We start from the raw sequence: 13,433 nt of genomic DNA on the forward strand, positions 1-13,433 counted from the left end.
CCGGTGGGGGCGGGTCGCGCAGTTCCCCGCGCCCCTGAAAGGCGGGGCTGCGCCCCAGCCTTTCAGTCCCGCCCGGCAGCGCGTCCGGGGGCTGGGGCGCAGCCCCGTCCCCAGGGGCGCGGGGAACTGCGCGACCCGCCCCCACCGGACCCGCACACGAAGCTCCCGGGCCGCGCGCAGGCGCGATGCGAGGCCAGGGGCGCAGCCCCGCCCTGAGGGGCGCGGGGAACTGCGCGACCAGCCCCCACCGGGCCCGCACACGAAGCTTTCAGCCCGTCCGGCGTTTGAGGACGAGCGCGTAGGCGCGATGCGGGGGCCTGGGGGCGGCAGCCCCGGAAAGGTGGGACGGGGGGCTCAGACCGTGACGCCCGCCGCCTTCGCCGCGTCGCGCACCGCGCCGGCCACCGCCCCCGCGACCTTGTCGTTGAAGACGCTGGGAATGATGTAGTTCGCGTTGAGCTCGTCCTCGGTCACGACCTCCGCCAGCGCCGTTGCGGCCGCAAGCATCATCTCGGTGTTGACCGTGCGGGACTGCGCGTCCAGGAGCCCGCGGAAGACACCCGGGAAGACCAGCACGTTGTTGATCTGGTTCGGGAAGTCCGAGCGCCCGGTGGCCACGACCGCCGCGGTCTGCCGGGCGACACCCGGGTCGACCTCGGGGTCGGGGTTAGCGAGCGCGAAGACGATCGCGCCGTCGGCCATGGCGGCCACGTCGTCGCCGTCCAGCACGTTCGGCGCGGACACGCCGATGAAGACGTCCGCGCCGCGCACGGCCTGCTTCAGCGTGCCCGTGACGCCCTCGGGGTTGGTGTTGTCGGCGATCCACCGCAGCGGCGAGTCCTCGGCGGCCTTCACCAGGTCCTCGCGGTCCGCGTGCACGACACCGTGGATGTCGGCCACGACGGCGTGCTTGACGCCCGCGGCGAGCAGCAGTTTCAGGATGGCCGTACCGGCCGCGCCGGCGCCCGACATGACCACGCGGATGTCGCCGATCGACTTGCCGGTCACGCGCAGCGCGTTGGTGAGGGAGGCGAGGACGACGATCGCCGTGCCGTGCTGGTCGTCGTGGAAGACGGGGATGTCGAGGGCCTCGCGCAGGCGGGCCTCGATCTCGAAGCAGCGCGGGGCGGAGATGTCCTCCAGGTTGATGCCCGCGAAGCCGGGGGCGATGGCCTTGACGATCTCCACGATCGCGTCGGTGTCCTGCGTGTCCAGGCACAGCGGCCAGGCGTCGATGCCGGCGAACCGCTTGAAGAGCGCGGCCTTGCCCTCCATGACCGGCAGGGCGGCCTTCGGGCCGATGTTGCCGAGGCCCAGCACGGCGGAGCCGTCGGTGACGACCGCGACCGAGTTGCGCTTGATGGTCAGGCGGCGGGCGTCCTCGGGGTTCTCGGCGATCGCCATGCAGACCCGGGCCACACCGGGCGTGTAGATCATCGAGAGGTCGTCACGGTTGCGGATGGGGTGCTTGGACGCCATCTCGATCTTGCCGCCGAGGTGCATCAGGAACGTACGGTCGGAGACCTTGCCGAGCGTGACGTCCTCGATGCCGCGCAGCTGCTCGACGATCTCTTCCGAGTGCTTCGTGGAGGACGCCGCGATGGTGACGTCGATACGGAGCTTCTCGTGGCCGGAGGCGGTCACGTCGAGGCCGGTCACCGAGCCTCCGCTGGACTCCACGGCGGTGGTGATCTGGGAGACCGCGGTTCCGCTCGCGGGCACCTCCAACCGGACCGTGATCGAGTAGGAGACGCTGGGCGCCGTTGCCATGGCCGACTTCCTCTGCTTTCACCGAAGTACTGCTAGTGCTGCGAGTACTGCTGGTTCGCGGGTTTGCCGTCCGATCGTCGCACCTACCGCGGAGTACGTGGTAGCCGCCCCGGATTGCGAACCTTTTGTTCACGACGAAAGAGGTCCACGTCACTTCGGTGACGTGGACCTCTGCGGGGCGGGGCAGCCGGACGGCTGCTGCTGTCGCTCAAGTTCAATGACACCGACCCGCCATGCTCGCCTCGCGGCAAGTGGTCGCTCGTAGCGACGAAGGTTGGGCCCGGGGGCTTGGATCGGGCCGGTGTCACGTCAAAGGTAACAAACGATCCCCGTAAGGCAATTCCCGCACCGTGGGTTCACAGGGAAGCTTTACGCGGACGGGCCCCGCGGTTCACCGGGACGGGCCCCGCGATTCACGGGCCCGCCCCGCACGGCCCGGGCACAAGCCCGCACGGCCCGGGAGCAAGCCCGCCCGCCCCGGGGCAGGCCCGCTCAGCCCCGAAGAACCCCCGCGGCGGCCCCGCTCAGCCCTGAAGCGAGCACGCAGCGCCCCGCAGGGCCTCCGCAGGGCCCCCGCAGCGGCCCGCTCAGTCCCGCAGCAGGTCCGGCACCCCGTCCGCGTCCGGCTCGTCGCGGGCGGCCGAGACGATGGTGAGCTGCTGGGTGGCCCGGGTCAGCGCCACGTACAGCACCCGCAGCCCGGCCGGTGACTCGTCGGCGATCTCCGCCGGGGAGACGACCACCGTGGCGTCGTACTCCAGGCCCTTGGCCTCCAGGCTGCCGAGGGCCACCACGCGGTCCCCGAGCCCGGCGAGCCAGCGAGCGGCCTCGCCGCGCCGGTTCATGGCGACGACGACGCCGACCGTGCCGTCGACCTGGTCGAGCAGCCGGGCGGCCTCCTCCCGCACGGTCCTCGACAGGGCCTCCCGCGCGCCGCCGGAGCCCTGACCTGCGGCGCCGCCACCCGCAGGGCCGCCCGTCGCGCCGCCCGCGGGCACCGCGGTGACGAAGCGGGGCTGTACGCCCGTCGAGCGGACCGCGCGCGGCGACTCGGAGCCGGGCATGGCGAGGGCCAGCACCTTGGCGGCGAGTGCGGCGATCTCGGCCGGGTTGCGGTAGTTCACGGTGAGCGTGAAGCGGCGGCGCGGACGGCTGCCCAGGGCCTCGTCACGGGCCTCGGCGGCCTCGTCCGGGTGCGACCAGGACGACTGGGCGGGGTCGCCGACGACGGTCCAGGTGGCGTGCCGGCCGCGACGGCCGATCATGCGCCACTGCATGGGGGTGAGGTCCTGCGCCTCGTCGACGATGACGTGCGCGTACTCCGTACGTTCCTGGGCCAGCCGTTCGGCCCGCTCGCGCTGTGTCTCCTCGCGCTGGGGCATGAGCTCCTCCAGGCCCGTCAGCTGGTCGAGGGGGTCGAGGTCGCGCTTCTTGCGGGGGCGGGTCGGGGCGCCGACGATCGCCTCCAGCTCGTCGAGCATGGCCACGTCGTGCACGGAGAGCCCGTCCCGCTTGAGGGAGCGGGCCACCCGGCGCACCTCGCCGGGGTTGAGGATCCGCCGCGCCCAGCGCCCGAGCCGCCGCTCGTCGGCCATCGCCGCGAGGACGGCGCGCGGGGTCAGTTCGGGCCACCAGGCGTCGAGGAAGGCGATGAAGGCGTCCTCGGAGCTGACGTCCTCGTCGAACGACGAGCGCAGTTCGGCGGCCAGCTCGGGGTCGGTGTGCCGGGACCCGGCGCCGGAGCGCGACCAGAGGGCGTCGAGCAGCAGCTTGCGGGCGCGCGGGCGCAGCAGGTTCACGGGCGCGGTACCGGAGAGCGCGTTGTTGCGGATGCGGTCCAGTTCGGGCGCCTCCAGTTCCAGCCGGCGCCCGAAGGCGACCACCCGGAGCCGGGTGGGCGTGACGGCGGGGGCCTGCGTACCGGTCTCCTCGCCGTCCTCGCCCTCGTCGCCGAACGAGAGCTGCCCGGACGAAAGCTGTCCGGACGAGCGCTGCCCGGCCGGGGCGGAGGCGCTGTTCCCGCCGGGCGCGCCCGGCGTCTCCAGCGCCCCGCGCGCCGCCTGCCGCAGCACCTTGAGCATCCGGTACGAGCCCTTGGCGCGGGCGACGGCGGGTGCGTCGTACTGGGTGGCCTCGGCGCCGTCGACCAGGGAGCCGACCGCGCGGATGGCGACCTGGCCCTCCTCGCCGAGGGACGGCAGGACGCCTTCGGTGTACGCGACGAGCAGGGGCGTGGGCGAGACGATCAGGATGCCGCCCGCGTACCGTCTGCGGTCCTGGTAGAGCAGGTAGGCGGCCCGGTGCAGGGCCACCGCGGTCTTGCCGGTGCCGGGGCCGCCCTCCACGTACGTGACGGACGCGGCGGGGGCCCGGATGACCAGGTCCTGCTCGGCCTGGATGGAGGCGACGATGTCGCGCATGGTGTGGCTGCGGGCCTGGCCGAGGGCAGCCATCAGGGCGCCGTCGCCGATCACCGGGAGTTCGTTCCCGGCGAGGGTGGCCTTGAGCTCCGGGCGCATCAGGTCGTCCTCGACCCCGAGGACCTTGCGGCCCTTGGAGCGGATGACCCGACGGCGTACGACCCGGCCGGGGTCGACCGGGGTGGAGCGGTAGAAGGGCGCCGCCGCGGGGGCCCGCCAGTCGATGACCAGCGGCGCGTACTCGGCGTCGAGGACGCCGATGCGGCCGATGTGGAGGGTCTCCGCGATGTCGGCGGTGTTGTCGGGGCGGACGGCGCCCTCGGCGGGTTCGACCGCCGTGTACGCGCCGTCCGGGCCCTTCTTGCCGTCCTTGCCCTGGAGGAGGTCGATCCTTCCGAAGAGGAAGTCCTCGAACTCGTTGTTCAGGCGGTTGAGATGGATTCCCGCCCGGAACACCTGCGCGTCGCGCTCCGCGAGTGCCCCGGGCGTGCCGACCTGGCCGCGCTGGGCGGCGTCGTTCATCAGGAACTCCGCCTCGTGGATCTTTTCCTCAAGACGCTGGTACACCCGGTCGAGGTGTTCCTGTTCGACGCCGATCTCCCGGTCGCGTACGGAGTCGCCTACCGGATCGAGCGCCATTTCCTGCTGAACCTGAGCGGCCACCGGGCCCCCTTCTGACGTGCATGGCAGCCGTCAACCGTACGCGAAGGGGAGCCCGTCGGGCTACGTTTCCGCTCTTGATCCACTTACCGGTCGACTTCGCGCCGGCTTTCCCGCCGGCCCGCGGACGACTCCGCCGGCCGGCTCACGCGTCGACCTCGACCAGTTTGTCGCCGTCGAAGGTGACGACCTCGAAGTGGTCGATGTCGGCGTTGCTCATCGCCACGGCGCCCTGGAGATAGAGCGGGTTCCTGGCCAGCTCGGTGGCGGCGCCCTTGATGCCGTAGCCCCACTTCGGGACGGTCCAGGTGGTCGCCGTCTCCCGCTCGCCGCTCTTGCTGACGGCGACCAGGGAGCACTTCTGCGGGCCCTTGACGTTCTTCAGCTGCAGGGCGACACCGGTGCCGTACGGCTTGCTCTCCATGCCGACCGCGGCGTTGACCTGAGTGGTCGCGTCCGTGGCCTGCACCTTGTCCTTCATGTCGGTGAAGACCTGCTTGGCGGGGCTGACCGACGCCAGGGGCTTGGCCTCCTGTGCGGTGTCACCGCCGCTGGTGGCCGCGATCGCGGCGATCGGGCCGCCGATGATCAGCGAGGCCGCGAGCCCGAAGAGCAGACGCCTGCTCTTCTTGGCCTTGACGCGCCGCTCGACCACTTCGCCGACCAGCCGGTCGGAGAGCTGTGGGCTCGGGCGGACGGCGAGTGTCTCGCCGATGGCCGGTGTGCCCCGGGTGCCCGGCAGATCCGCGAGGGCGGCGAGCATCGGCTCCATGCCCGCGAGTTCGTCGAGCTGCTGCCCGCACCACTCGCAGGTGGCGAGATGCGCCTCGAACTCGGTCGCCTCGGCGTCGTCGAGGATGCCCAGCGCGTAGGCCCCTACCGTCTCGTGCAGATCGCCCTGCCCTTGCGAACTTTGCATGGGTCCAGGACTACCCGTTCCGTATCCCCCGTATGTGCTCATGCCGTCACCCCCCGCTCCTCCAGTGCGAGCTTCATCGAACGCAGGGCATAGAACACCCGTGAGCGCACCGTGCCGCTGGGTATCCCCAGGGTTTCGGCGGCTTCGTTTACGGTACGCCCCTTGAAGTACGTCTCGACCAGTACCTCCCGGTGGGCGGGGGTCAGGTCGTCGAGCGCGTCAGAGAGTGTCATCAGCCACAACGCCTTGTCGATCTCGTCCTCCGCGGGAATGACCTCCAGCGGCGACGGGTCCACCTCCTGCGGCCGGGCCTGCCGGCTGCGGTGCCCGTCGATGACGATGCGCCGGGCGACCGTCACCAGCCAGGGGCGTACCGAACCGGTCGCTCGGTTGAGCTGACCGGCGTTCTTCCACGCGCGGATGAGCGTCTCCTGCACGACGTCCTCCGCCCGCTGCCGGTCCCCGGCGACCAGCCGCAGCACATAGGCGAGCAGGGGCCCCGCGTGTTCCCGGTACAGCGCACGCATCAGCTCCTCGTCGGGTTCCGAGGGCTGGGACATGCGATGTCGGGCCCTCGGCGATCGTTCATCGGCCACGGCGGAATCCTTGCGCACGCCTACCTCCGGTGTCCGGGGGATCCCCCAGTCGGTCGCTCATCTCCGGATACGGGTGCGGGCGTTGCGCTGTTCAAAGTGAATGGAATTCTTTGTGGGGACCGTGAGGATTTCTTCTCCTCATCTGCTCCACAAGTGCTTCACGAGGGATCCACGGCAGATCCTAAGCCCGTGCGAGGGCTGCTCTGCGCCGGTGCCTGGCCACCCGTTCGCGGTTTCCGCACACCTCACTGGAGCACCACCTGCGACGACGTCCTCTGGACGTATCCAGGTAGACGATGGGGCAGTTGTCTCCCTCACACTGCCGGATGCTCGCGCGGGCCGCCGGATCCGTGAGGAGCTCCACCGTGTCACGGGCGACCGCCGCGAGGAGGGCCGCGCAGGTCGGCGGGGAGCACAGGGCGCGTACGAGCGAGCCGCCCGCGTCCCACACCGCCAAGGGTACGGGCGGTGCGGCGCGGGCGAGTTCGTTGACCCGGGCCAGCGCGACGGCGAAGGGCCGCGCGTCCCGGGAGGGCTCCTGGCGCACCAACTGACCTATGTGCCCGCGTAGTTCACGAAAGCCCACGATCCAGGAGGAGTCGGCCGACGCGAGGGGCGTACCCGACGGGACGAGTCCGGATCCGGTGATCCAGGCCCGTAGCGGCTCGGCCGAGTCGAGCCGTTCCTCGGGGTGCGTGGTCGCCAGGAGATCGAGACAGATCCGCCCGGAGTCGAACCGCAGCTCGTACGGGGCCGTGGCCGTGCCCAGTGCCATGTGCCTGTCACCGCCTTGGGGTTGCCGCCATGAGGGACCGGTGAGGGATCGCGGGAGGTCGGGGGGAGGTCGGGGGAGGTGGTGAGGTGGGGGTCCGTGAGAGGGCCGCGCGGGGCCCCTGAGGGGGCCGCGCAGGGCCCGTACCCCTACAGTGCCCTCCCCCGCGCGCGGCGGGAAGTCCCACGCCGCCCCGTACTCGCCCGCGCCGCCCGGGCGTTGGACGTCCGCTTATGCCGGTGCGCGTCCGAACCATGTCGTCCGGGTCCCGCCCGGCGCTTGACTCGACGGCATGACAACCGACACGCAGAACGAGACGGCGGAGCGCGGCGGGAAGCGGGGCGGGTCCGCCGGAGGTGTGCTGATCGCGGCCGCGGTGGCCATGGGGCTGATCGCCGGGCTGTTCTACGCGTTCGCGTGCGGCATCATGCCGGCGCTGGCCCGCAGCGACGACCGCGTGTACGTCGAGGTCATGCAGAACATCAACGACGCCATCCAGAACCCGGTGTTCTTCCTGAGCTTCCTCGGCGCGCTGCTGCTGACGGCGGTCTCCGCCTGGCAGCTGCGGGGCTCACCGCGGGTGCGCGGGTGGGTGTTCGCGGCGCTCGCCGTGTACGGGCTGGCGTTCCTGCTGACCGTCGTCGTGAACATCCCGCTGAACGACGACCTGATGGACGCCGGGAATCCGGCGACGATGGCCGACCCGGCGTCCGTGCGCGAGGAGTTCGAGGACCCGTGGGTGGCCTGGAACGTCGTACGGGCCGCGCTGTGCACGCTCGCGCTGGGCCTGCTGGCCCGGGCCCTGACGCTGTACGGCCGCCACGGCCGGCCCGGCCGGACCAACTGATCCCGGGCGCCGGCCGCAGGAGTACGTATAAGACATAGGTATACGTGTCAGACGCAGACGTACGCGTCAGAGGCAGACGTACGTGTCAGTCGCAGATGTACGTGTCAGACGTCGGCGTATTTGGAGTCGGCGGCCGGGTCAAGTGCCAGCCGGTAGCCGCGCTTGACGACTGTCTGGATGAGTTTGGGCGTGCCCAGTGCCGTGCGCAGCCGGGCCATCGCGGTCTCCACCGCGTGCTCGTCCTTGCCGGCGCCGGGCAGTGCCCGCAGCAGTTCGGCGCGGGCCACCACCCAGCCGGGCCGCCGGGACAGGGCGCGCATCAGCGACATCCCGGCGGGCGGTACGGGGCGCAGCGCGTCGTCCACGAGGACGGCGTGCCCGCGGATCTCCACCCGGTGTCCGGCGATCGGCAGGGTCCGCGCCCGGGAGGGCAGTTCCTTGCACAGCACCTGGACGAGGGGCCCGAGCCGGAAGCGTTCCGGCTGAACGGTGTCGACGCCCCTGGCCTGCAGCGGCAGCGCGGTCACCGGGCCGACGCAGGCGGGGAGCACGTCGTGGTTGAGGGCGGCGAGCAGTTCGGGCAGCAGCCCCCGGTCGTCGGCGCGGTTCAGCAGGGAGGCGGCGGCCGGGGCGCTGGTGAAGGTCAGCGCGTCCAGGCCGCGGCCGATCGTGGCGTCGAGCAGCCGGTCCAGGGGCCCGATGTCCTCGGGGGCCATCCACCGGTACACGGGGACGCCGACGACCTCGGCGCCCGCGGCCCGCAGCGACTCGACGAAGCCGGGCAGCGGTTCGCCGTGCAGCTGGACCGCGATACGGCGCCCGTCGACTCCTTCGTCCAGCAGCCGGTCGAGCACTTCGGCCATGGATTCGGAGGACGGGGACCATTCCTCGGTCAGCCCCTGGGCGCGTACCGCACCTTTGACCTTGGGTCCGCGGGCGAGGAGTTCGACGCTGCGGAGCACGGCGAGCAGGTGCTCCCCGAGTCCCCAGCCGTCGGCGGCCTCGACCCAGCCGCGGAACCCGATGGCGGTGGTCGCGACGACGATGTCCGGCGCCTGGTCGAGGAGCTGCTTCGTCGCGGCCAGCAGTTCGCTGTCGTCGGCGAGGGGCACGATGCGCAGGGCGGGGGCGTGCAGGACGGCGGCTCCGCGCCGCTGGAGCAGGGCGCCGAGTTCGTCGGCGCGGCGGGCGGCGGTGACACCGACGGTGAACCCCGCGAGCGGCCCGTGGTCCTGCTGGTCGGGCCGGCCGGGTTGCTGCTGGGTCCGGTCCTGCTGCTGTGTCCGGTCGGGTTGCTGCGATTCCTCGTACATGGATGGCATGGATGGCTCTCGTCCCGCTGGAGTGGTGTTCGTCCGCGTCACCCGCTGGGTTGGGGCGCCCCGCCTACCCGCCTCACGGCGGACGACCGAGCCTGTCAATCATGCGTGACAGGCTCGGTTCCGCCGGATGTCGCCCGTGTTACGTCACGTGTCGGGCCGGGTGCCGGACCGCGTGAGGCGTCACACCTCGGCGTAGCTGAGCTGCGTCTTCGCCTCCGAAGCGGTCGTGGCGGTCGCCCGGGAGGTGGCGGGGCGGCGAAGGTATACGGCCCAGGTGACCGCGAAGCAGGCGGCGTAGAAGGCGAGGAAGGCGACGAAGGCCCCGGTGCCGGACCCGACGCTGAGGAAGGACTGCCGGAAGGCGAGGTTGATACCGAGCCCGCCGACCGCGCCCACGGCCCCGATGAGCCCCATCGAGGCACCGGAGAGCCGCCGCCCGTACGCCGCGGCGTCCTCGCCGGTCAGCCCCTTGGCGGCGGCCTTGGCCTGGAAGATGCCGGGGATCATCTTGTACGTGGAGCCGTTGCCGAGCCCGCTGAGCACGAACAGCACGATGAACGCGGTGGTGAACAGGGCGAGGGACTCCTCCATGGAGGCGACCACGATGACGGCGGTCGCGGCGCCCATGCCGACGAAGTTCCCCAGGGTGATGCGGGCGCCGCCGTACTTGTCGGCGAGCCAGCCGCCCACGGGCCGGATCAGCGAGCCGAGGAGCGGCCCGATGAAGGTGACGTACGCCGACTCCAGCGGCGTACGCCCGAACTGTGTCTGGAGCACCAGGCCGAAGGCGAAGCTGTAGCCGATGAACGACCCGAACGTCCCGATGTAGAGGAAGGACATGATCCAGGTGTGCGGGTCCTTCACGGCCTCCCTGGCGGCGCCTGTGTCGTTCCTCACGGACGTGATGTTGTCCATGTAGAGGGCGCCGAGCACGGCCGCGACGACGATGAGCGGGATGTAGATCCCGAGCAGCAGCCGCGGCCCGCCGCCCGCCCCGATGACGGCGAGCCCGATGAGCTGCACGACGGGCACGCCGATGTTGCCGCCGCCGGCGTTGAGCCCGAGCGCCCAGCCCTTCCTCCGCAGCGGGAAGAAGGAGTTGATGTTGGTCATGGAGGAGGCGAAGTTCCCGCCCCCGACCCCGGCGAGCATGGCGCACACGAGGAAGGTGCCGAAGGACGTCCCGGGTTCCATCACCACGAAGGCGGCGATCGTCGGGACGAGCAGCATGCTCGCCGCGATGATGGTCCAGTTCCGGCCACCGAAGCGGGCGACGGCGAAGGTGTAGGGCACGCGGACGATGGCGCCGACCAGCGTGGCCATCGAGATGATGAAGAACTTGTCGGCGGGGGTCAGCCCGTACTCGGGCCCCATGAAGAGCACCATGACCGACCAGAGGGTCCAGATCGAGAACCCGATGTGCTCGGAGAGGACGGAGAAGAAGAGGTTCCGGTGGGCGACCTTCTCCCCCGTCTCCTTCCAGAACGTCTCGTCCTCCGGGTCCCACTGCTCGATCCAGCGGCCCCCCTTGCGCGTCGTGATGCTGCTGCTCGGGGCTGTCATCTCACGCCTCCACGATGTCTCCGGGTGGTGTTCCCGAAGGTAGGGAAGCCGCGTTTCCGCGCTGTGGCTGTGGGTGACCACGGGGGAACGTTGCTCTCACCCTGGGGCGGGGGGCGTGGTGAGGGTTTTCGGGCGGGGCCGTTTTCGGGCGGGCCGTTCTCGGCCGGGGCCGTCATGGGTCGGCGTCTCAGACCTCGAACCAGAGGAGCTTCCCGGCGCCGCGTCCGAGCGGGCCACTCCCCAGGGACCAGCCGCCCCACGAGGTGGCGCACTGCTGTACGAGGAACAGCCCGCGCCCTCCTTCGGCGCCGGCCGGGGCGGGCGGGACCCGCGCACCGGGAGGCTCGTCGAAGGGCGCGGGGACGTGGGGGCTGCTGTCCCACACGCCCACGCGCAGGCGCCCGTCCCCCAGCGCGGTCAGCCGCAGGGAGGCGGGCCCTGTGGTGTGCCGGTAGGCGTTGGTGACGAGCTCGGACGTCAACAGCTCGACGACGTCGAGGGTTTCGGCCATGCCGTGCCCGTGGAGGGCGGCCCGCACGGTCATGCGTGCGACGCGGGCGGCACGGGGGTCATGGGGCAGCCGAAGGGCGTACGTCCAGGTGTCGGGCGGGGCTACGGTGACCATGGGTGCCTCCGGAAAGAGAGGGGTTGGGTGCACTTCCGCTGGCGATACGGGACCACCGTAGAGCAGGCGGTTAGATGGATCTAACCTTTCTATCCAGAAGCATCCATGCTTCACTCGTGTGAGGGAGAGGGACTCATGCCCCGGCCAGGTAAGGAAGCGCTTTGCCGCCCACCAGTAATCCGACGCTGAGGCAGCGAAGGTTCGGTGCCGAGCTGCGCAAACTTCGCGAACGGGCCGGATTGACCGCCACCGGAGCCGCCGAACTGCTCGGCGTCAACCAGGCACGCGTCAGCATGATCGAGACCGGCCGTACGCCCATCAGCGCCGACAAGGTCCGCTCCATGGCCCGCGCGTACGCCTGCGCGGACGAGCGGCTCGTCGACGCTCTGGCCTCCATGACCGGCCGACGGGTACGCGGCTGGTGGGAGGAGTACCGCGACACGCTCCCCGCCGACCTACTGGATCTGGCCGAGCTGGAGCACCATGCCACCGCGCTCCGCGTGGCTGTCACGATCCACATGCCCGGCCTGCTCCAGACCACGGAGCATGCCCGAGCGGTGATGCGCGAGGCGGTCCCGCCCCTGCGGGCCTACGAGATCGAGCACCGCGTCTCGCACCGGGTGAAACGGCAGGCCGTCCTGTTCGAGGGAGTTCCCACCCCGTACACGGTCGTCGTGCACGAGGCGGCACTGCGTATGGGCTTCGGCGGCCCCGAGATCAGCCGGGCCCAACTCGGCCATCTGCTGGAGTCGAGCGACCACCCCACGATCACCGTCCTGGTGATCCCCTTCGGAGAAGCGGGGTTCCCGGCGTCCGGCCAGCCCATCACCTGCGCCGTCGGCCCCGAGCCGGAGCTCGACACCGTCGTCCTGGACACCGACCACGGGTGCGAATTCCTCGACACGGAAGCACAGGTGGAGCGCTACCGCTCGGTACTGGACCGCATGGAATCACGCGCCCTGCCTGAAGCGAAGTCCCGGGACCTCATCCATCGCATCGCACAAGACCTCTGAGGAGACCCCGTGTCCGAACTCACCTGGCAGAAGTCGACGTACAGCGCCGAAGCGGCCAACTGCGTCTACGTGGCCGCCACCCCCGATGGAACCGTCGCCCTCCGGGAGAGCGACGCGCCCGACACCACCCTCATAACCACCCCCGCCCGCCTGGGCGAACTGATACGCGCCCTGAAGGCACAGCGGCCCACTCCCTAAGATCGCGGACACAGATACAGACGCAGTTCTGACGTCAGGGAGTTCGGATGAGCGAGAGCGACCGGCCGGAGCCAGGGTTCTCGCCCGAGAGACTGGCCTTCTTCACGGACGCGATCTTCGCTATCGCGATGACCCTGCTGGCCGTCGAACTGGAACGCCCCGACGAACAGGAACTGGCGTCGGCCCGCGAGCTGGGCACCTTCCTGGTGGACCAGCGGGACTCGTACCTGGCGTTCGCGCTGGCGTTCATCCTGCTCTGGTCGGTGTGGCGCCGCCACCACAAGCTGATGGACGGGATCGGCAGGCTGTCGAGCGCGTTCACGGCCTGGCACGCGCCGTTCCTGCTGCTGGTCGCGTTCCTCCCGTTCCCGACGGCGGTCATCGGCGCCTCGGCGAGCAATCCGCTGGCGGACACGCTGTTCGCCGGCACCATGGCGGCGATGGTCTGCTGCGAGGCCGTGATCAGGGAGATCTCCGCCAGGACGGGCCTGACGACGGGCGACCCGGCGGACACCCGCCACCAGGCGGACGGCTCCTGGGCGGTCGGCCTCTGGTTCATCCTCACTGCCGCTGCCGCCTGGCTGATCCCGTACTCATTCGTCCTGTGGTTCCTCGCCCCGCTGGCCTCCCCGTACGGCGGAGCGCTGATCTCACGCCTGCGCACACCCCGAACGGATCCGCACGACGTGGACGCGCCGCGGCTCTAGGGCCTGTCTGACAATTCCCGT

General features: G+C 71.0%; 12 protein-coding genes. 4 read left to right on the forward strand and 8 right to left on the reverse strand.

What is annotated here, in order from left to right; translation table 11 throughout:
- Positions 1-354: 354 nt before the first annotated feature.
- The 5 genes from ACFWGJ_RS33225 to ACFWGJ_RS33245 all read right to left on the reverse strand — a co-directional run bounded on the left by ACFWGJ_RS33225 (position 355) and on the right by ACFWGJ_RS33245 (position 7,140).
- Entirely contained in the window at positions 355-1,770 is a 1,416-nt protein-coding gene (locus tag ACFWGJ_RS33225; RefSeq protein ID WP_387332076.1) for an NAD-dependent malic enzyme, read from the reverse strand.
- Positions 1,771-2,357: 587 nt separating this feature from the next.
- Entirely contained in the window at positions 2,358-4,853 is a 2,496-nt protein-coding gene (locus ACFWGJ_RS33230) for a HelD family protein (RefSeq protein ID WP_387332078.1), read from the reverse strand.
- A gap of 142 nt (positions 4,854-4,995) precedes the next feature.
- A complete protein-coding gene (locus ACFWGJ_RS33235; protein WP_387332080.1) occupies positions 4,996-5,769 on the reverse strand; it encodes an anti-sigma factor family protein in 774 nt (257 codons plus the stop codon).
- A 38-nt stretch (positions 5,770-5,807) separates the two neighbouring features.
- Positions 5,808-6,329, reverse strand: a complete 522-nt coding sequence (locus ACFWGJ_RS33240; RefSeq protein WP_010039908.1) for a sigma-70 family RNA polymerase sigma factor — start codon at positions 6,327-6,329, stop codon at positions 5,808-5,810.
- Positions 6,330-6,546: 217 nt separating this feature from the next.
- Positions 6,547-7,140 (reverse strand): CGNR zinc finger domain-containing protein, encoded by a 594-nt coding sequence (locus tag ACFWGJ_RS33245; RefSeq protein WP_387332081.1) that lies wholly within the window; start codon positions 7,138-7,140, stop codon positions 6,547-6,549.
- A 379-nt stretch (positions 7,141-7,519) separates the two neighbouring features.
- On the opposite strand from ACFWGJ_RS33245, the gene ACFWGJ_RS33250 reads away from it, so the two are divergent.
- Positions 7,520-7,984, forward strand: a complete 465-nt coding sequence (locus tag ACFWGJ_RS33250; RefSeq protein WP_387332090.1) for a DUF1772 domain-containing protein — start codon at positions 7,520-7,522, stop codon at positions 7,982-7,984.
- Between the two features lie 104 nt (positions 7,985-8,088).
- On the opposite strand, the gene ACFWGJ_RS33255 is transcribed toward ACFWGJ_RS33250, so the two are convergent.
- From ACFWGJ_RS33255 to ACFWGJ_RS33265, 3 genes are all read right to left on the reverse strand, one after another.
- The gene (locus tag ACFWGJ_RS33255) at positions 8,089-9,297 is read right to left on the reverse strand and encodes a uroporphyrinogen-III synthase (RefSeq protein ID WP_387332083.1); all 1,209 of its coding nucleotides are present in this window, start codon (positions 9,295-9,297) and stop codon (positions 8,089-8,091) included.
- A gap of 189 nt (positions 9,298-9,486) precedes the next feature.
- Positions 9,487-10,869: a nitrate/nitrite transporter gene (locus ACFWGJ_RS33260; RefSeq protein ID WP_387332085.1), complete on the reverse strand. Its 1,383-nt coding sequence runs from the start codon at positions 10,867-10,869 to the stop codon at positions 9,487-9,489.
- A 187-nt stretch (positions 10,870-11,056) separates the two neighbouring features.
- On the reverse strand, positions 11,057-11,494 hold the full coding sequence (locus ACFWGJ_RS33265) for an ATP-binding protein (protein ID WP_381832808.1): 438 nt from the start codon (positions 11,492-11,494) through the stop codon (positions 11,057-11,059).
- Positions 11,495-11,655: 161 nt separating this feature from the next.
- On the opposite strand from ACFWGJ_RS33265, the gene ACFWGJ_RS33270 reads away from it, so the two are divergent.
- Genes ACFWGJ_RS33270 through ACFWGJ_RS33280 form a run of 3 tightly spaced genes read left to right on the forward strand, consistent with a single transcriptional unit; the run spans position 11,656 to position 13,412 of the window.
- Positions 11,656-12,507 (forward strand): helix-turn-helix domain-containing protein, encoded by an 852-nt coding sequence (locus ACFWGJ_RS33270; protein ID WP_381832811.1) that lies wholly within the window; start codon positions 11,656-11,658, stop codon positions 12,505-12,507.
- Positions 12,508-12,516: 9 nt separating this feature from the next.
- Complete coding sequence (locus ACFWGJ_RS33275) at positions 12,517-12,705, forward strand: DUF397 domain-containing protein (RefSeq protein WP_381832814.1); 189 nt, start codon at positions 12,517-12,519, stop codon at positions 12,703-12,705.
- A 47-nt stretch (positions 12,706-12,752) separates the two neighbouring features.
- Entirely contained in the window at positions 12,753-13,412 is a 660-nt protein-coding gene (locus ACFWGJ_RS33280) for a TMEM175 family protein (protein WP_387332088.1), read from the forward strand.
- Positions 13,413-13,433: the final 21 nt, after the last annotated feature.

The sequence above is a fragment of the Streptomyces sp. NPDC060205 genome (genome assembly GCF_042728395.1).
Taxonomy (GTDB): domain Bacteria; phylum Actinomycetota; class Actinomycetes; order Streptomycetales; family Streptomycetaceae; genus Streptomyces.

What these genes read in the sequence shown, in the direction of transcription:
- ACFWGJ_RS33225 (WP_387332076.1), bottom strand. Translation starts at nt 1,770, where the DNA reads ATGGCAACGGCGCCCAGCGTCTCCTACTCGATCACGGTCCGGTTGGAG.
- ACFWGJ_RS33235 (WP_387332080.1), bottom strand. Translation starts at nt 5,769, where the DNA reads ATGCAAAGTTCGCAAGGGCAGGGCGATCTGCACGAGACGGTAGGGGCC.
- ACFWGJ_RS33240 (WP_010039908.1), bottom strand. Translation starts at nt 6,329, where the DNA reads ATGTCCCAGCCCTCGGAACCCGACGAGGAGCTGATGCGTGCGCTGTAC.
- ACFWGJ_RS33245 (WP_387332081.1), bottom strand. Translation starts at nt 7,140, where the DNA reads ATGGCACTGGGCACGGCCACGGCCCCGTACGAGCTGCGGTTCGACTCC.
- ACFWGJ_RS33250 (WP_387332090.1), top strand. Translation starts at nt 7,520, where the DNA reads ATGGGGCTGATCGCCGGGCTGTTCTACGCGTTCGCGTGCGGCATCATG.
- ACFWGJ_RS33255 (WP_387332083.1), bottom strand. Translation starts at nt 9,297, where the DNA reads ATGTACGAGGAATCGCAGCAACCCGACCGGACACAGCAGCAGGACCGG.
- ACFWGJ_RS33260 (WP_387332085.1), bottom strand. Translation starts at nt 10,869, where the DNA reads ATGACAGCCCCGAGCAGCAGCATCACGACGCGCAAGGGGGGCCGCTGG.
- ACFWGJ_RS33265 (WP_381832808.1), bottom strand. Translation starts at nt 11,494, where the DNA reads ATGGTCACCGTAGCCCCGCCCGACACCTGGACGTACGCCCTTCGGCTG.
- ACFWGJ_RS33280 (WP_387332088.1), top strand. Translation starts at nt 12,753, where the DNA reads ATGAGCGAGAGCGACCGGCCGGAGCCAGGGTTCTCGCCCGAGAGACTG.